Origin of the sequence: Pseudomonas sp. Pf153, assembly GCF_001269775.1 — a bacterium.
In the GTDB taxonomy this organism is placed as follows: domain Bacteria; phylum Pseudomonadota; class Gammaproteobacteria; order Pseudomonadales; family Pseudomonadaceae; genus Aquipseudomonas; species Aquipseudomonas uvaldensis.
Genome location: NZ_LHVL01000006.1, coordinates 193,044 through 209,368 on the forward strand (window position 1 = coordinate 193,044; position 16,325 = coordinate 209,368).

15 protein-coding genes and 1 pseudogene are annotated in these 16,325 nt (G+C 61.9%); 4 read left to right on the top strand and 12 right to left on the bottom strand.

The window, feature by feature from the left end:
- Positions 1-29: 29 nt before the first annotated feature.
- The 5 genes from AD666_RS01670 to AD666_RS01690 are packed head-to-tail and all read right to left on the bottom strand — an operon-like array spanning position 30 to position 5,412.
- The gene (locus AD666_RS01670) at positions 30-1,034 is read right to left on the bottom strand and encodes a MoxR family ATPase (RefSeq protein WP_053146917.1); all 1,005 of its coding nucleotides are present in this window, start codon (positions 1,032-1,034) and stop codon (positions 30-32) included.
- A complete protein-coding gene (locus AD666_RS01675; protein ID WP_053146919.1) occupies positions 1,031-2,194 on the bottom strand; it encodes a DUF4350 domain-containing protein in 1,164 nt (387 codons plus the stop codon). Before AD666_RS01675 ends, AD666_RS01670 begins: the two co-directional genes overlap by 4 nt.
- On the bottom strand, positions 2,191-3,729 hold the full coding sequence (locus tag AD666_RS01680) for a DUF4129 domain-containing protein (RefSeq protein ID WP_053146921.1): 1,539 nt from the start codon (positions 3,727-3,729) through the stop codon (positions 2,191-2,193). Before AD666_RS01680 ends, AD666_RS01675 begins: the two co-directional genes overlap by 4 nt.
- Complete coding sequence (locus AD666_RS01685; RefSeq protein ID WP_053146923.1) at positions 3,716-4,690, bottom strand: stage II sporulation protein M; 975 nt, start codon at positions 4,688-4,690, stop codon at positions 3,716-3,718. The genes AD666_RS01680 and AD666_RS01685 overlap by 14 nt, the downstream gene beginning before the upstream one ends.
- Positions 4,687-5,412 (bottom strand): RDD family protein, encoded by a 726-nt coding sequence (locus AD666_RS01690; protein WP_053146925.1) that lies wholly within the window; start codon positions 5,410-5,412, stop codon positions 4,687-4,689. Before AD666_RS01690 ends, AD666_RS01685 begins: the two co-directional genes overlap by 4 nt.
- Before the next feature lie 198 nt (positions 5,413-5,610).
- On the opposite strand from AD666_RS01690, the gene sbcB reads away from it, so the two are divergent.
- Entirely contained in the window at positions 5,611-7,038 is a 1,428-nt protein-coding gene (gene sbcB / locus AD666_RS01695; protein WP_053146927.1) for an exodeoxyribonuclease I, read from the top strand.
- A gap of 80 nt (positions 7,039-7,118) precedes the next feature.
- Here sbcB and mvaT read toward each other — a convergent pair whose 3' ends face one another.
- Entirely contained in the window at positions 7,119-7,493 is a 375-nt protein-coding gene (gene mvaT, locus AD666_RS01700) for a histone-like nucleoid-structuring protein MvaT (RefSeq protein ID WP_371259559.1), read from the bottom strand.
- Positions 7,494-7,803: 310 nt separating this feature from the next.
- On the opposite strand from mvaT, the gene purU reads away from it, so the two are divergent.
- Together purU and AD666_RS26575 are read left to right on the top strand one after the other, a co-directional pair.
- On the top strand, positions 7,804-8,652 hold the full coding sequence (gene purU, locus AD666_RS01705) for a formyltetrahydrofolate deformylase (protein WP_039591673.1): 849 nt from the start codon (positions 7,804-7,806) through the stop codon (positions 8,650-8,652).
- An 86-nt stretch (positions 8,653-8,738) separates the two neighbouring features.
- A complete protein-coding gene (locus tag AD666_RS26575) occupies positions 8,739-8,909 on the top strand; it encodes a hypothetical protein (protein WP_172679577.1) in 171 nt (56 codons plus the stop codon).
- 12 nt (positions 8,910-8,921) lie between these two features.
- On the opposite strand, the gene AD666_RS01710 is transcribed toward AD666_RS26575, so the two are convergent.
- From AD666_RS01710 to AD666_RS26945, 5 genes and pseudogenes are all read right to left on the bottom strand, one after another.
- Positions 8,922-9,917, bottom strand: coding sequence for a lysylphosphatidylglycerol synthase transmembrane domain-containing protein (locus tag AD666_RS01710; RefSeq protein WP_053146930.1), 996 nt, complete (start codon positions 9,915-9,917; stop codon positions 8,922-8,924).
- The gene (locus tag AD666_RS01715; RefSeq protein WP_053146932.1) at positions 9,914-10,681 is read right to left on the bottom strand and encodes a DUF2334 domain-containing protein; all 768 of its coding nucleotides are present in this window, start codon (positions 10,679-10,681) and stop codon (positions 9,914-9,916) included. Before AD666_RS01715 ends, AD666_RS01710 begins: the two co-directional genes overlap by 4 nt.
- Before the next feature lie 15 nt (positions 10,682-10,696).
- Positions 10,697-11,818 carry a glycosyltransferase family 1 protein gene (locus AD666_RS01720; protein ID WP_053146934.1) on the bottom strand — a complete coding sequence of 374 codons (1,122 nt, stop codon included), beginning with the start codon at positions 11,816-11,818 and terminating at the stop codon, positions 10,697-10,699.
- A gap of 208 nt (positions 11,819-12,026) precedes the next feature.
- Positions 12,027-12,791: a methyl-accepting chemotaxis protein gene (locus AD666_RS26940; RefSeq protein ID WP_371259560.1), complete on the bottom strand. Its 765-nt coding sequence runs from the start codon at positions 12,789-12,791 to the stop codon at positions 12,027-12,029.
- Between the two features lie 93 nt (positions 12,792-12,884).
- Positions 12,885-13,916 (bottom strand): annotated as a pseudogene (locus AD666_RS26945) (cache domain-containing protein); the annotation flags it as partial.
- Positions 13,917-14,103: 187 nt separating this feature from the next.
- Between AD666_RS26945 and AD666_RS01730 the strand changes: the two are divergent.
- Positions 14,104-15,591, top strand: coding sequence for a helicase HerA-like domain-containing protein (locus AD666_RS01730; protein ID WP_053146938.1), 1,488 nt, complete (start codon positions 14,104-14,106; stop codon positions 15,589-15,591).
- A gap of 127 nt (positions 15,592-15,718) precedes the next feature.
- Here AD666_RS01730 and AD666_RS01735 read toward each other — a convergent pair whose 3' ends face one another.
- The gene (locus AD666_RS01735) at positions 15,719-16,174 is read right to left on the bottom strand and encodes a DUF721 domain-containing protein (RefSeq protein WP_053146939.1); all 456 of its coding nucleotides are present in this window, start codon (positions 16,172-16,174) and stop codon (positions 15,719-15,721) included.
- Positions 16,175-16,325: the final 151 nt, after the last annotated feature.

The following is a 16,325-nucleotide window of genomic DNA, read 5'->3' on the forward strand; positions in this document are numbered from 1 at the left end:
CGCGGTCGATCCGACAGCGATGTTCATCTTCACAACCGCGGCGCCGGCACTTGATCGAGCAGTTGGCCCAGCACTTGATCCACCGACAGCCCTTCGATGTCCAGCTCCGGCGCCAGCCGCACCCGATGGCGCAGCACGGCCAGGGCGCAGCCCTTGATGTCGTCCGGCACGACGAATTCGCCGCCGCGCAACAGGGCACGCGCCCGGGCGCAACGCACCAGCGCAATCGAGGCGCGAGGGCCGGCGCCCAGGGTCAGGCCTGGCCAGCTGCGGGTGGTGCGGGCCAGGCGCACGGCGTAGTCGAGCACCTGGTCGTCCATCGGAAGGTCGCTGGCAATGCGCTGCAGCGCCTGCACGTCCTTGGCCTGCAACACCGTGCGCAGGGGTTGTACGTCAAGCATGTCGGCCCGGGTCGAACGGCTGACCTGACGCACCATGTTCAATTCCTGATCGGCGTCCGGGTAGTCCATGCGCACCTTGAGCATGAAGCGATCGAGCTCGGCTTCCGGCAGTGGGTAGGTGCCTTCCTGTTCGATAGGGTTCTGGGTGGCGAGCACCATGAACGGCTGGGCGATGGGCAGGGCACGGCCTTCAAGGGTGACCTGGCGTTCCTGCATGGCTTCGAGCAACGCGGCTTGGGTCTTGGCCGGTGCGCGGTTGATCTCGTCGGCCAGCAGCAGGTTGGTGAAGACGGGGCCCTTGCGCAACTTGAACTGCTCGGTCTGCAGGTCATACACCGCATGGCCGGTGACGTCGCTGGGCATCAGGTCGGGGGTGAACTGGATACGGGCGAATTCGCCATTGAAACAGCGGGCCATGGCGCGCACCAGCAGTGTCTTGCCCAATCCGGGAACCCCTTCGAGCAGGACGTGACCGCCGGCGATCAACGCCGTGAGTACATCGTCGATCACCGCGGCCTGGCCGACCACCGCCTTGTGCAGCTCGGTACGGATGGCCTGGGCCAGCTGACTGGCGCGCTGGCGCTGTTGGGCGGCGTGAGCCTGGCTGTCGACCGGTTCGTTCTGTTCAGTCATAAGGCATTCCTGAGGGTTTGCAGATGGGCGACCTGGCGGCAGAACTCTGCGCTGGACAGGCGCTGTTTCGGCCGGGGGGCGAGGGCGTGGCTGATGGATCTGGTGGGTTGACGCGTCAGGCGCGAGAGCACCTGCCATTGCTCGGCCACGGCCAGTTGTTCGAAGCCAGGATGACGATGTCGGGCCCGGCGTATCACGTCCTGTTGCAGGCTGTGCAGCAGGTGTTGCTGGCCGGCATGGCGCAAATGGAACACCGCACTGGCCTGCACATGCTCCTCCAGTTGGCGCCGGGCCTTGGGGGCCGGCTGTTGCAGCGGACCATGGCGGATCGCCGAATGCCAGAGCCACAGGGCGACCAAGGCTGCCAGCGCCACCAGGGCCTGAGGAAAATAACGCAGCAGCAAGGTCAGCAGGCTGTCGTGATCGATGTTGAACAGCAGCGTCACGTCCGTGTCGGCGCTCAGGTACCAGAGCAGCCAGGCATTGTCATACTGGTCGATTCGATCGTTCTTCCACAGCTCGGCATCGGTGATCACTGTGATCGAACCCAGGCCATGGTTCAGTTGCATCATGTGGGTGGCCTTGGCGCTGTTGGCCCAGGCCTGGGCAAGGTTGTGGGGGTCTTCGAGGTGGAAGTCGGTGTCGAAACCGACATACGCAGGCGCCTCTTCATCCTCCAGGTACAACTTGGTCAGCTCGGGGTAGCGGTCCTCGGTGGGAGCCGGCTCCGGGTCCTTGAGATCCTCGCTCAGGAGTTGGTGCAGGCTCACGCGGTCCAGCAGCAGATCGCCGCTGCTGTTGGTGCGCTCATCCCACAGGGCTTCGGCAACGAACAGCAATCGCCCGCCGGCCCGGGTCCAGTTCATCACCTGCTCGACTTCCCGCGGCGTCATGTCGGTGCGTTCCCCCAGCAACAACAGGCTGTGCTGGCGCGGTTCCAGGGTGGGCAGGATGTCCAGGCTATTGGCATGTTCGACATTGATGCCTTGCCGGCGCAGGAAATGCTCGGCGGCCAGGTAGGGGTTGGCCTGGGCTTCGGGGGAGGGGCCGTGGTCGATGGTCTCCTGATAGGGCACCGCCTTGGCGTTCACGTAGGCGAACAAGGCCAGCACCAACGCGGCCACCAACACTCCGACCAGCAGTCCGACGCGCCGGCTCATCGCGCCGCTCCCGGACCGAACAGCCCGCGCCAACCGTCGCACAGCGCTTGTTGCAGAGGGGGCGGTGGCGTGCGATGCCCATACGCGACATTCTGCCAGTGCAGGGTCAGGAGCTTGCTGAACGCCAACAGGTTCTCCTGCTGTAGTTGTTCGATACGCTGCAGTACCTGGCCTTCGGTATCGGCCGCTTTCAGGGCAACACCGAATTCATGATGCAGGCGGCTGAGCAGGGCCCGGTACAACAGGCCCAGGGCGTCACGTGGGGCTGTGGCCCACAGTTGCTCGGCGCTGGCCGCTACATCGTCCGGCAAGCTTTCTTCCCGTATGTCCAGGCCGAACATGCGAGCCGGCACCGGTGGTTCTGTGGACGGGCGCCTGGTCCGTCGGCGACCGGGCAGGGCCTGGAATCGATCACGGTAGTGCCAGGCCAGCCAGACGATCGCTCCCGCCAGGCAAGCCCAGAGCAGGACCTGGATGGTCGCGGCGGCGGTCTCGAAGTGCAGGCCACCGAGCCACTTGAAGAATGCCTTGAGCCAGCCCGAGGGTTCCTCGGCCTCGGTGGATTCTTCCGAGTCCTCGCCAAAACGGTAACGGGTCACGGTCTCCGGATTCTTGAACGGTGGAGCCTCAAGGATCGCTTCGATGCTGTTTCGGGACGCCTCGCTGGTGAGGGGCTGATTGAGCAGTCGGGGGCTGTCGGGCGCGGCGTTGTCTTCGGCGGCCCAGGTCACAGGCGTCAGTGGCAGCAGCGTCAGGGCCAGCAGCATCAGCACGGGGGCAACGCCGCTCAGGCGCTGGCGCAGGCGTCGGAACACCAGCTCGATGTCCCAGGCCTCCAGGATCGTGCGCCGATTCAGGTACAGGCTGAAGCCGCAGGCGACATACACCGGTTCCCAGAGAATCAGCAGCAGGGGATACAGGAAGTTGATCAGATGTTCGAACCACAGCCAGTCGTTCTCGGCGACGGCGATCAATGCCTGCCAGTCCCATTCCAGTTCCACCTGCTGCGGCACGAACAGGTAGAACAGGGCCATCAGTCCGAACCACAGGGCCATCTCCAGATGCACGCCGATCACGGTCAGCCACTGCGCTGCGCCGCCGCTGCGTTGCAGCAACACTCGCAAGCGCTGTGCCCGCGCTTCACCGGCAAGCCCTTCAAGTTGCACCACCGGCATCAGGAAACTGCGGCTCAGGCTCAGCCGTCGCCAGGTCAGGCTGGCGAACAATTGGGGTTTGAGCAGCGTGAGCCACTGGCGCAAGGCTTGCTTCAACGTGGGCGTTTCGCCAAACAATGCCTTGGAAAGAATGTACAGCGGCAGACGGTCGAAGGCTGGCTTCAACCACCAGAACACCAGCACCACCAGGGACGGCGAATCCCATAGCAGCAAGGACAGCAGCGCATAGACCGGAAGCGTGACGATGGCCCAGCTGAGCATCAGCAGACGTCGATGCTGCTGGCTCATCAGGATGCCCAGGTCCATGGCTTCCCAAGCGGTGCGCGGGCGAATGGCTACGGTGGCGTCACTCAGCCGCATGGCGTACCCGTCCGGCAAACAGCAGGTAGCTCAACACCAGCAACCACAACAAGGCGCCGACCGTGTATTTGGTGGCGGGCGTCACGGTGCTGGAGGACCAGTAGGCTTCGATGAAGGCGGCGATGAGCAGGAACAACGTCACCCCCGCGATCATCGATATGCTTTTGCGTGCGGCGAGCCGCAGGGCTTCGCCCCGGGTGAGGCGCCCCGGGGCGATCAATGCCCAGCCCAGTTGCAGGCCAGCGGCGCCGGCCAGGGTAATGGCGGTGAGTTCGAAGGCCCCGTGACCGATCACGAACGACCAGAACGTCCCCCCCGAGCCAATCTGGGTCAGGTGTCCGGCCACCGCACCGATGGTCAGGCCATTGAAGAAAAGAAAGAATGCACTGCCCAGGCCGAACATCATGCCGCTGGCGAACGTCTGAAAGGCGATGCCGATGTTATGCATGATGTAATAGCCGAACATGACCCAGTCCTCGCTGGCGGCCCGTTCGATCGAGCGCCCCAGGTGGCCGGCGGCCGGATCGTACATGCTGCGAATCTGGCTGACTTCCTCGGCACCCAGCACGCTGTAGACCAGATCGGGGAACAGATAAACCAGCAGCCCGATGCCGACCAGGCTGCCAAGGAACATCACGCAGGCGGCCAGCACGAAGCGCCATTGCTCTCGAACCAGTTGTGGGAAACCGACCAGGATAAACATCGCGAGGCCGGCCGATGGCCTGCTGCGGTCGCGGTAGAGTTGCTGGTGCCCACGCAGCGCCAGTTGCTGCAGCGTATCGACCAGCAGGCTGCTGTAGCCTCGCGCCTGGGCCAATGACAGGTGCTGGCAGAGCCGGCGGTAGGCGTGGGGAAAGTCGCTGCTCTGGGGGACGTTGCGGCTGCGCTCCAATTGATCGAGCAGTCGGGACAGGCGCTCCCATTCTTCCTGGTGACGGTTTTCGAACAGACTTTGCTTCATAGTGGCCCCAACAGGCCGCGGGCGATGCCATTGAGTTCGGCCACGGCGCGGGCGGGTGGCACGTGCAGCGGCGCGGCGAGGATGCTCGCCAGCTCATTGACCCTGGCATCGGAAAGTTCGGCCTGGCGTTCGGCGAGCCCCAGCACGGCACGCTGTTCATTGAGACTCAAGGCAAAAGGTGGCCGCAAGGGCGGCGCCTGCGGCAGGGCGGGGCGCTTGACCGGCTGCTCGCGATACACCACCAGCGTGCCGGCCGCCAGGTCTCCCAGGCGCTTGAAGGCCGGATGCTGCAGGCAACAGACGGCGCCGAAGGCATAGCCAAAGGGCAGCAGGTCGACGAAGCGCAACAGGTTGCGGATCAGCGAGGCCGACCAACCGATCGGCCGGCCGTCGTCCTGGACCACACGCAGACCCATCATCTGCTTGCCGGGGGAACGCCCTTGTCTCAGCACTTCGAACAGCACCATGTACCACCAGCTGACCACGAACAACAGGATGGCCCCCAGGCCGATCCCCAGTTCGCCAAAAAATGCCAGGATGAAGAACAGGCATCCCAGGGTCAGACCTCGTATGCCCAGATCGATGGCGAAGGCCAGCGCACGAGGCATCAGCCCCGCCGGGCGCAGCGGCAGGTCGATGCCTTCGGGCGTTTCGACCTGATATCGCGTGTCCAGGGGCGGGGGTAGCGACGCGTTCCTTTGCAGTGCTGGTGTCTCGAGCATGGGCTACCTGAGTGATGGGCCGGTTCGAACGTCCGCAGATGCTAGCAGTCTTCGTGCGCGCAAACGATATGACGATGCCTGTCATTTAATGCTTTGCTCACAAGGGGGGAGCAAAAGGATTTCAAAAGTTGCAGGAACACTGGTCGGGCCCGGGTCAGGGCGCCTAGACTTCGCCAGTCTTCAATTCAGGAACAGGCCGTGACTTCCATCTTCTGGTACGACTACGAAACCACCGGTATCGACCCGAGGAGCGATCGCCCCTTGCAGGTGGCGGGTATCCGTACCGATTTTGAACTCAATGAAATCGACGAACCGGTGAATCTGTATTGCCGGCCCAGCGATGACATCCTGCCTCATCCGGCTGCCTGTGCGATCACCGGCATCACCCCGGCGCGCCTCGCGGAGCAAGGGTTGAGCGAAGCCGATTTCATGACCCGTGTCCACGCGCAACTGGCCATGCCGGGCACTTGTGGAGCCGGTTACAACACACTGCGTTTCGATGACGAAATGACCCGCTACAGCCTGTATCGGAATTTTTTCGACCCGTACGCCCGCGAATGGCAGGGGGGGAACAGCCGCTGGGACCTGATTGACCTGGTGCGCGCCGCTTACGCACTGCGCCCGCAAGGCATTGTCTGGCCACAGGAAGATGGCCGCGTCAGCCTCAAGCTCGAACGCCTGACCGCCGCCAATGGCATTGATCACGGCCAGGCGCACGATGCGTTGTCGGATGTGCGGGCGACCATTGCACTGGCCCGTCTGATCCGCCAGAAACAGCCACGGCTCTACGACTGGCTGTTCCAGTTGCGTGCCAAGCAGAAAGTGCTGGACCAGATCCGTCTGTTGCAACCGCTGGTACATGTCTCCGGGCGTTTCTCCGCTGCGCGAAACTACATCGGTGTGGTCCTGCCGCTGGCCTGGCACCCGAAAAACCGTAACGCCCTGATCGTCTGCGACTTGCATCTGGATCCTCAGGGCTTGCTGGAGCTGGAAGCTGAGACGTTGCGCCAACGTTTGTATACCCGTCGCGAAGAGTTGCTCGAAAGTGAGCTGCCGGTGCCTCTCAAGCTCATCCATGTCAACAAATGCCCGGTGGTCGCGCCCCTGTCGGTGCTACGCGCCGAAGACCTGGAACGGTTGCAACTGGATATGAATGGTCTGCGGCAGCGGGCATCGCGGCTAAATGACGCACAGCAGATCTGGCAGGAAAAACTTCAGACTATTTATGGCCGCGAGGATTTCACGGCCAGTGAAGATCCGGAACAACAGTTGTACAGCGGTTTTTTCGGTGATCGTGATCGTCGCTTATGCGAACAAGTCCGCTTGGCGGACCCGACGCAATTGGCGCGAGAGCGGTGGCTATTCGATGATGAGCGCCTGCCGGAATTGCTGTTTCGATATCGTGCGCGTAACTTCCCGGACACCTTGAATCCCGAAGAGCAGGAACGCTGGAAACAGTTCTGTCGACAGCGCCTGTCATCTGCGCAATGGGGGGCGCCAAACACTCTGGAAACTTTTGACAGGGCGATGGGAGAGTGGATGGCCCTGGCCACACCCTTGCAGCGAGAGGCCCTCGTGGAATGGCAAGGTTATAGTCAGCAATTGCGCAAGCGTTTAAGCCTTTGAGCGGCCATTATTAAAGTAAACGCCATAAAAAACGCCAGCGATCGCTGGCGTTGTTTTGCCCGGGGAGAGCAGCTCGGGGCTTAGCCCAGCAGCTTGGCCCAGCTTTCAACCACGTCACCGCCCCACTTGGCTTTCCACTCTTTCAGGGTCTTGTGGTTGCCACCTTTGGTTTCGATGACATCGCCGGTGTGCGGGTTTTTGTATTGCTTAACTTTGCGAGCGCGTTTGGTGCCGGTAGTTTTCACGGTACCACGAGTTGTTTTGCCCGACTTGGCTTCTGGATCCAACAGGGCAATGATGTCGCGCAGGGACTTGGAGTATTCGCCCATCAAAGTGCGCAATTTGCCTTCGAATTCCAGTTCTTTTTGCAGTTTGTCGTCTTTTGACAGGTCTGCCAGACGTTGTTGCAATTCTTCAATGGCTTGTTTTGTGGCGTTGTATTCGGTGAGGATCATGGACATGAGGACTACCTTATGTAGGACGCTGGTGACAAGGAGACAGTGTGGCAATAGTAATCAGACAGTTTCATCAAGTAAACATTTAAGCGGGTTTTATTTAATTAACTAGTGCCAGACCACAAAAACTGCGGTTGCAGTTAAATACGCTGGCAGGCTTTTCACATCTGTTCACACATATAGCACGCGGCCCCGTCCCGGTACGGCGCTGCCGTGAGGGGGGCGGAGGGGCCAGGTGCGTCATCGATACTGCAGTTTTGCCGCGCAATGGCTAGAATGGCCGCCTTTGCGAAGTTCTGGAGTTTCCCTAATGCGCACTTTTCGGCTGGTGATCGCTTGCCCGGACCGCGTCGGTATCGTTGCTAAAGTCAGTAACTTTCTGGCGTCTCATAACGGCTGGATCACTGAAGCAAGCCATCATTCGGACAACCAAAGTGGCTGGTTTTTCATGCGTCACGAGATCCGCGCCGACTCGCTGCCCTTCGGCATCGAGGCCTTTCGCGAGGCCTTTGCACCGATTGCCGAAGAGTTCTCGATGGACTGGCGCATCACCGACACCGCGCAGAAAAAACGCGTGGTGCTGATGGCCAGCCGCGAGTCTCACTGTCTGGCTGATCTGTTGCACCGCTGGCACAGCGATGAACTCGACTGTGACATCGCCTGCGTCATTTCCAACCATGACGATCTGCGCAGCATGGTGGAATGGCACGGCATTCCGTACTACCACGTACCGGTCAATCCGCAGGACAAGCAACCGGCGTTCGCCGAAGTGTCGCGGCTGGTCAAGCAGCACGACGCCGAAGTAGTGGTACTGGCCCGCTACATGCAGATCCTGCCGCCATCCCTGTGCAGCGAATACGCTCACAAGGTGATCAACATCCATCACAGCTTCCTGCCGTCATTCGTCGGGGCCAAGCCGTACCACCAGGCCTCGATGCGTGGGGTGAAGCTGATTGGCGCTACCTGCCACTACGTGACCGAAGAGCTGGACGCCGGCCCGATCATCGAGCAGGACGTGGTGCGCGTCAGTCACAGCGACAGCATCGAAGACATGGTGCGTTTCGGCCGGGACGTCGAGAAGATGGTGCTGGCGCGTGGCCTGCGTTATCACCTTGAAGACCGAGTGCTTGTACACGGCAACAAGACCGTGGTGTTCTGATCCATCCTGTGGGAGCGAGCACGCTCGGCTCCCACCGTATTTGCTGGCAAGATGGGGCTGTCCGGCCCTTTTTTGTGAGGCACGCCATGAACGACCCATTGGACAAAGCCACCTCCAAGGCACCCGCGACCCTCGGCGAAGGTTGCTTGAGCCGCTACGACCCTGAAGAACTAAGCCCGGAAGACGGCACGGACTTTCCCGACGCCGCCGAGCTATGGAAACAAACCCATCCAGAGGACGAGCCCGAACCCCAGTAGGGACCTGCGAATTCAGGCTTGCCTGAGTTTTATCAGCTTCTTGATCAGCGGCCGGCCCACCATCAGGAAGAATACCGGCCCGCCGGCCACCAGATAGAAGTAGTAGGTCACCGCCCGCCAGATCAGGATGGCCGCCGCCGCGGTGGATTTGCCCACCATGGGCGCCAGCAGCGCCGCCGACGTTACCTCCGCCGCTCCGGCACCCCCCGGCAGCAGACTGAATTGCCCTGCGCTCAGGGACAGCATCTGGATGAGGAAGCTCCAGGCCCATTGCAGATCCGCCCCCAATCCTTTCAGCGCCAGATACAACACGCTGTAGCGCAAGGCCCAGTGCACACAGGTCAGGCCGAAGACCTGGAAAAGTATCTGGCGTGGCAGTTTCAGGGTGTCGGTAAACGCGGCGAGGAAATGCAGGATCTTGCGACCCCAGCGTCGACGGGTGGTCGCTTTCACACGCAAATGCCGTAACAGGCGGGCGCCCAGCAGGATCAGGCGGCGATGGTAACGGGCCGCCAGCACACAGCCGAACAGCCCGCCAAACAGGGAAATCGCGCTCAGTGCCAGCATCCATTCCATGCGCTGGCTCAGGTTCTGGAACACGGCGTATATCAGGATCCCCAGCAAGGCGCAGAGGAAGAACAGCAGGTCGCTCAATTGATCCATGGCGAACACTGCACTGGCGTGGGCAGGTCGAACGCCGTTACGCGCCAGCAGCGCCATCAGTGTCAATGGGCCCCCGCTGCCGCCGGGGGTGGCGCACATGGCGAACTCGGTGGACATCACCACGCCGATGCTGTTGAGCCTGCCCAGGCGTGCCCGGTGTTCGCCCAGCAGCAAGCGCAGGCGCAATGCGTTCAGACACCAACAAAGCCCGATCATGCCGAGCATGGCCAACAGCAACGACAACGGGAAACGTTGCACACGTGACCACATTTCTCCGCCACCCACCAACAATGGCACCAGCAATGCGGTGAGCAGTGCGGCGATCAGCCAGATCAGCCTCTTCATGCGGCGCTGCTGACCCGCGGATCCCGGGCGGCCAGCCAACCGGCCTTGGTCATCGGCACGCGTCCCTCGTTGAGTAACCGCTCAAGGGTGCGCAGCCAATAATCCCGGGAAAAACCGTGACGCATATCCACCGGATGCAGGCCCAGGCGGATCACCTGTGCCTTGCGCCAGCGCTGTTCGCGCTGATCGCTGACCACTTTCGACAACCCTCGGCGCCAGGCACTGCGGGCGCTCCAGACCAGCCCGGGGGCGTCGATCGCCGAGAAGTCCGGCAGCCGGTATAGATGCTGCGTGTCACTGGTGTAGCTCAGAGGCAACTGGCGCAAGGCTTGGCGGGTGCCTTCGCTCATCAGCCACGCCGGGGCGACGAAACCTTCCAGCGGCCATTGATAGCGCTGGAAGAGCTCGATACCGGCTCGCAGTCGGGTGAGGGCTGCTTCCTCGGACAGCTGGTAAAACTCGCCTTCATGGGTATAGACCCGACGCATGAACCAGTCCCTGGGGTGGAGGGGCGGTGGACCGTCGTCGCAATGGTAATAACCGTGCAGCACCAGTTCGTCGCCGCGTTCAACCCGGTGGTCGAGCAGGCGCCTGAAGGCCGGATGGTGGTCCAGGGCATTGGTGTGGTGGAAGTCCGGCACCACCAGCCAGGTCATCGGTATCGGGCCGAGGGCGTCGACGGCTTCGACGAAGGGGCGATAGTCAGGCCAGGTTTGCGGCGCCACGTCGTGCAACACCAGCAGCAGGCTGGGCGTCTGATTCATGGACACACCCTCGCCCTATCCATTGGCCAGCAGCGGCATCTGCTCGCCAAGCACGGCGTAGTAGTGCCCCAGCAGGCTGTCGACCACGCAATCCCAGGCGTAGTGACGCTCCACATGACGACGTGCCAGCGCCCCGCGTCGTTGGCAGCCTTCGCTGAAGAGCTGACGCACGGCGTTGGCCATCGCTTGTGGATTGTTGGGCATGCACAGCAGGCCGCAGTCTTCGTGAACGATTTCGGTGAAGGCTCCGGCCGCGACCGCCACCACAGGAATACCGCTGGCCATGGCTTCGAGGATCACCAGGCCGAAGGTCTCCTGGTCGCCGGCATGGAGCAGGGCGTCGGCACTGGCCATCAACCGTGCGACCTGTGGTGCCGGGCAGAACTCGTCGATGACGGTGACGTTGTCCGGAACCAGGGCGGGCATCGAGGAGCCCACCAACAACAGGTGATAACGCTCGCCCAGGCGTTTCATGCACTTGAGCAACACCGGCAGGTTCTTTTCCTTGGAGCCGCGCCCGGCAAAAATCAACAGGCGGGCGTCTTCGGCGATTCCCAGCTCGGCGCGCAGTTCCGGGTCCCGGGCGGCCGGGTTGAAGGTTTGCAGGTCGACACCCAGGGGCTGTACGAAGACATTCCTGACGCCCAGGCCGGTCAGTTTGTCCGCCATGACCTGACTCGGCGCCAGGACGCGGTCGAAATTGCCATACAACTTGCTGACATAGGCTTCGATGTTGGGGGTGAACCAGTTGCCCATGCGGTTGCTCACCAATAATGGCAAGTCGGAGTGATAGAAGCCGATGACGGGCACGTCGAGCTGACGCCGGGCATCCAGGGCGGCCCAGGCGGTGAGGTAGGGGTCGCCGACCTCGATCAGGTCCGGCTGCAGATCGCGCAGCGCATTGCGCCAGGGCGCCAGGCGAAGTGGAAAGCGGTAGCCCTTGCCGAAGGGAAGAGGAGGGGCCGGTACCTTGTAGATCCCGTCCTGCTCGCTCAAGTGTGCACCGGGTATCAACAGACTGTGGCGAATTCCGGGCCGGTTCGCCAGGCGCCGGTGCTTGGCATCCAGGTAAGTGCGCACCCCTCCACTGGCGGGGGCGTAGAACATGGTTATGTCCGCTATATGCACGATGAACATCCCTCCGGTCTGTGTTCTCCTTTGTTGACCTTTATGAAGAATAGATGTTCGGTTGGGGTTGTGGTGGGGGTCAGTGAGTCATGCAGCGTGAGATGGGCCTCTTCGCGAGCAAGCCCGCTCTTACAGTGGATCTGCTTTGGACACAAAGTGTGCGTCCACTGAAAATCCCTGTGGGAGCGGGCTTGCTCGCGAAAGGCCCTAAAGAGCGCTAAATCCTGAAACTGCCCACCAACTGCTTCAACCGCGCCGCCTGCCGCTCCAGATCGGAGCAGGCCCGCAGTGTGGCGTGCAGGTTTTCCACGCCTTCCTGGTTCAAGGTATTGATCTCGTTGATGTCCACGTTGATCGATTCCACCACGGCAGTCTGTTCCTCCGTGGCCGTGGCCACTGATTGGTTCATGCCGTCGATCTCACCGATGCGCTGGGTCACGCTGGTCAGGCGTTCGCCCGCCAGGTTGGCGATCTCCACACTTTCCTGGCTATGGCGTTGGCTGTCGTTCATGGTGGTGACCGAGTCCCGGGCGCCGACCTGCAATTCCTCGATCATGGTCTGCACCTGTTGTGCCGACTCCTGGGTGCGATGGGCCAGGTTGCGCACTTCATCGGCCACCACGGCGAACCCGCGTCCGGCCTCGCCGGCCCGGGCTGCCTCGATGGCCGCGTTGAGAGCCAGAAGGTTGGTCTGCTGGGAGATGCTGGTGATCACTTCCAGGATCTGCCCGATGTTCACGGTTTTGCTGTTCAGGGTTTCGACATTGGTACTGGAGGCGCTCAGCAGGTCGGACAAACGGTTCATCGCGGCAATGCTTCGTTCCACCACTTGCTGGCCATCCTCGGCCAGGCCGCGGGCATCGCTGGCCTGATGGGAGGCCTGGGCGGCGTTACGGGCAATTTCCTGGGCGGCGGCACCCAACTGGTTGATAGCTGCGGCCACGCTGTTGGTGCGACTGGACTGTTCGTCGGAGTTGACCATCGACGAGTTCGACGCGCTCACCACGCGCAGGGCGACTTCATTGACATGCTCGGTGGCGGAGGACACTTCACGGATCGAACCATGGATCCGCTCCACGAACCGGTTGAACGCGGTCCCCAGGATGCCGAATTCGTCCTGGTTCTGGATCGCCAGGCGTTTGGTCAGGTCACCCTCGCCGTCGGCGATGTCTTCCATGGCACGGGTCATCACATGCAGCGGCTGGATCAGCAGGCGGATCAACATGCTCAGCAGGGCGATGATGAACACCACGGCGATGACCGTTGCCACCACGGCCGAGGTACGGAAATCGCTGAGCATGGCGTAGGCCATGTCTTTATCCACCGACACACCGACATACCAGTTCATCGACGGCAGACCTTTGATCGGCGTGAAGGTGACGATGCGCGTGTGGCCGTCTACATCGACTTCCGAAATTTTGTCACTGATTGCCGGAGTGCTCTTCGGAAAAGCTTCGGCCAGGGTTTTCATGACCAGGTTCTTGTCGGGATGCACCAGGATCTTGCCGTCGGCGCTGACCAGGTAGGCGTAGCCCATGCCGTCGAAGTCCACGGTTTTCAAGGTGTCTATAATGGTTTGCAGGCTCAGGTCGCCGCCCACCACGCCGACAGTTTGCCCGGCGTTCCGAGAGGCCGTGGCGATGGAAATGATCAGCCCGCCGCTGGCGGCATCGATGTAGGGCTCGGTCAGGGTCGCGGTACTGCTGCTTTGCGCGCCTTGGTACCAGGGTCGTACGCGTGGATCGAAGCCGTCGGGCATTTTCGTGTCGGGGCGGATGGTGAAGTGACCCTGGGCATCGCCCAGATAGGACGCCATGAAGGTGGATGTCAGCGCTTTCTGTTCCAGCAAACGGGCAACACTGGCCTGGTCCGGGGTGCCTGCGATGTTCTGGGCCAGGTTTTCGATCAGCAGGATGCGACCGCTCAGCCAGGTCTGGATGTTGCTTGCGGTGACGTCCCCCATTTCATGCAAATAGCTGTCGAGGTCGTCACGAATGGCGTTGCGCTGCAAATAGTCGTTGTAGGCCGTGAACAGAGCAAAGGCGGCCATCACGATGAGTGCGGCAGCGATGAGGATTTTGTGGCTGAAACGCAGGTTTTTCTTCATGGCTCGGGGTTCCGCTGGGTCTTATAGCTCTGGGCATGCTTTTATAGGAAAGTTCGAATAAAGACGCCGTATTGAAAGTTCTGATATTTCCTTCTCTCCCTGGGGAATTATCCGATCGTGTTTTTCAGTGGGGCCTGTCATTTCATATATCGGCCTGCTCGATCAAATATTAATCACAGGTGACCAAATGCCTGACTCAATGCAACTCACCATCGGCGCCGACCTTGCCGGCCAGCCCATTGCCCAGGCCATGCGCCTGGCGAACCGTCATGGCTTGGTGGCGGGTGCCACCGGCACCGGCAAGACTGTCACCTTGCAGCGTCTGGCCGAGGCGTTCAGCGATGCCGGCGTGGCTGTATTTGCAGCCGATATCAAGGGCGATCTGTGCGGCCTCGGTGCCGCCGGTGCGCCCCAGGGCAAGATCGCCGAGCGCATTGCCAGCATGCCGTGGCTCGACCACAAGCCCCAGGCTTATCCGGTGACCTTGTGGGACATCCATGGGCAATCGGGTCATCCATTGCGCACCACCCTTAGCGAAATGGGGCCGTTGCTGCTCGGCAGCCTGCTGGAACTGACTGACAGTCAGCAGTCGGCACTGTATGCCGCGTTCAAGGTCGCCGACCGTGAGGGGCTGTTGCTGTTGGACCTGAAGGACTTGAAGGCACTGCTCAATCACCTCAAGGACAACCCCGAACTGCTGGGGGACGACGCGGCCTTGATGACCAGCGGTTCCAGCCAAGCGCTGCTGCGGCGCCTTTCCACGCTGGAGCAGCAGGGCGCGGATGCGTTATTCGGTGAGCCCGCGCTGCAGCTCGAGGACATCCTGCAGCCCGGCAGCGACGGCCGTGGCCGTATTCATTTGCTGGACGCCAGTCGTCTGGTTCATGAGGCGCCGAAGGTCTACGCGACGTTCCTCCTATGGTTATTGGCCGAACTGTTCGAGCAACTGCCCGAGCGCGGCGACGCGGACAAACCGCTGCTGGCCCTGTTCTTCGACGAGGCGCACTTGTTGTTCGCCGGCACGCCCAAGGCGTTGCAGGAGCGGTTGGAGCAAGTGGTGCGGCTGATCCGTTCCAAGGGCGTCGGGGTGTATTTCGTGACCCAGTCGCCGGGCGACTTGCCGGACGATGTGCTGGCGCAGTTGGGGTTACGCATCCAGCATGGCTTGCGGGCCTTTACCGCCAAGGAGCAGAAATCCCTGCGGGCGGTGGCGGACGGTTTCCGGCCGAACCCACAGTTCGACGCCCTGACGGTGCTCACCGAACTGGGCATCGGTGAAGCGCTGGTAGGCACCTTGCAGGAGAAAGGCACGCCGGAAATGGTCAGGCGCGTGCTGGTGGCCCCGCCGCAGTCGCGCATCGGACCGTTGACGGAATCCGAACGCGCCAGCCTGATCGCCGCTTCACCCTTGCAGGGGCGCTATGACAAACCCATCGACCGCGAATCGGCTTATGAAGTGCTGATGGGGCGCAAGGGGCTTGAGCCTCAGGTCGAAGCGGCTCCGGGCAATCCGTCGGCAGAGCAACCGAGCTTCGCCGATAAGGCCGGCGAATTTCTCGGTACCGCGGCCGGCCAGGCACTTAAATCAGCGATGCGCCAGGCGGCCAATCAGCTGGGACGGCAACTGGTGCGCGGATTGATGGGGTCGTTGCTGGGGGGCAGTAAGCGCCGTTAGGCGGGGGACCGAGTCGCTGCCATCGCGAGCAGGCTCGCTCCCACAAGGGGTTGTTGTTTCTGAAGTAATGCGGTCCCTGTGGGAGCGAGCCCTGCTCGCGATGGCGGTGGAACAGGCTACGAAAATTTCAAGACTTGGTCCTGGCATGCGCCGCCAACCGCTCCAGCGCCGCCCGCAGGTTGGGGTCGCTGATGCCGTCCGCCGTGGCCTGGATAGTCGCGGCTGCGTCGGTGGACAGGTCCAGCATATGGCCTTTGGCGCTTACCTGGACCGTGGGCGGTTGGACCTTGAACAGAATCCGGGTCAGCCCGGCAAACTCCTCGAACGCCTGCAATTGACGCAGCAGGCGCTTTTGCTGGTAGCGCAGGCGCGTGGCCCAGTGACCGTCGGTGACGATCAGCAGCAGACAGCCTTCGCGCCAGGACGCCACGTGGCAATGCTCTCGTGCGGCTGGCTGCAACTGGCTGTCCAGCAGGCGTTGCAAATGACCCAGGCGCCTGGCGTGGCCAAAGAGGGCTTTCAGCGGTTTGGCTTCGCGTAGCAGAACGGCGGGAGCCTTGGCTGGAAGGGGGCGAAAGGCCATGGATGCAATACCGCAAGGGACAGAGGCGCCATGGTAGCAGAAAGTGCCCGGCGCGCCTTGGTCGTGTCCCCCGTGGGCGCCTACCGGCCGAAACCCTGATAACTTCTACTTTTGTGGGTTGAACTTCGTGTAAAAGCCCTTATTTTATGAA

Excerpts from the sequence above, each read along its gene's own strand:
- AD666_RS01670 (WP_053146917.1), bottom strand. The coding sequence starts at position 1,034 with ATGACTGAACAGAACGAACCGGTCGACAGCCAGGCTCACGCCGCCCAA.
- AD666_RS01675 (WP_053146919.1), bottom strand. The coding sequence starts at position 2,194 with ATGAGCCGGCGCGTCGGACTGCTGGTCGGAGTGTTGGTGGCCGCGTTG.
- AD666_RS01680 (WP_053146921.1), bottom strand. The coding sequence starts at position 3,729 with ATGCGGCTGAGTGACGCCACCGTAGCCATTCGCCCGCGCACCGCTTGG.
- AD666_RS01685 (WP_053146923.1), bottom strand. The coding sequence starts at position 4,690 with ATGAAGCAAAGTCTGTTCGAAAACCGTCACCAGGAAGAATGGGAGCGC.
- AD666_RS01690 (WP_053146925.1), bottom strand. The coding sequence starts at position 5,412 with ATGCTCGAGACACCAGCACTGCAAAGGAACGCGTCGCTACCCCCGCCC.
- mvaT (WP_371259559.1), bottom strand. The coding sequence starts at position 7,493 with ATGATCCTCACCGAATACAACGCCACAAAACAAGCCATTGAAGAATTG.
- purU (WP_039591673.1), top strand. The coding sequence starts at position 7,804 with ATGCGCACTTTTCGGCTGGTGATCGCTTGCCCGGACCGCGTCGGTATC.
- AD666_RS26575 (WP_172679577.1), top strand. The coding sequence starts at position 8,739 with ATGAACGACCCATTGGACAAAGCCACCTCCAAGGCACCCGCGACCCTC.
- AD666_RS01710 (WP_053146930.1), bottom strand. The coding sequence starts at position 9,917 with ATGAAGAGGCTGATCTGGCTGATCGCCGCACTGCTCACCGCATTGCTG.
- AD666_RS01715 (WP_053146932.1), bottom strand. The coding sequence starts at position 10,681 with ATGAATCAGACGCCCAGCCTGCTGCTGGTGTTGCACGACGTGGCGCCG.
- AD666_RS01720 (WP_053146934.1), bottom strand. The coding sequence starts at position 11,818 with ATGTTCATCGTGCATATAGCGGACATAACCATGTTCTACGCCCCCGCC.
- AD666_RS26940 (WP_371259560.1), bottom strand. The coding sequence starts at position 12,791 with ATGGTCAACTCCGACGAACAGTCCAGTCGCACCAACAGCGTGGCCGCA.
- AD666_RS01730 (WP_053146938.1), top strand. The coding sequence starts at position 14,104 with ATGCCTGACTCAATGCAACTCACCATCGGCGCCGACCTTGCCGGCCAG.
- AD666_RS01735 (WP_053146939.1), bottom strand. The coding sequence starts at position 16,174 with ATGGCCTTTCGCCCCCTTCCAGCCAAGGCTCCCGCCGTTCTGCTACGC.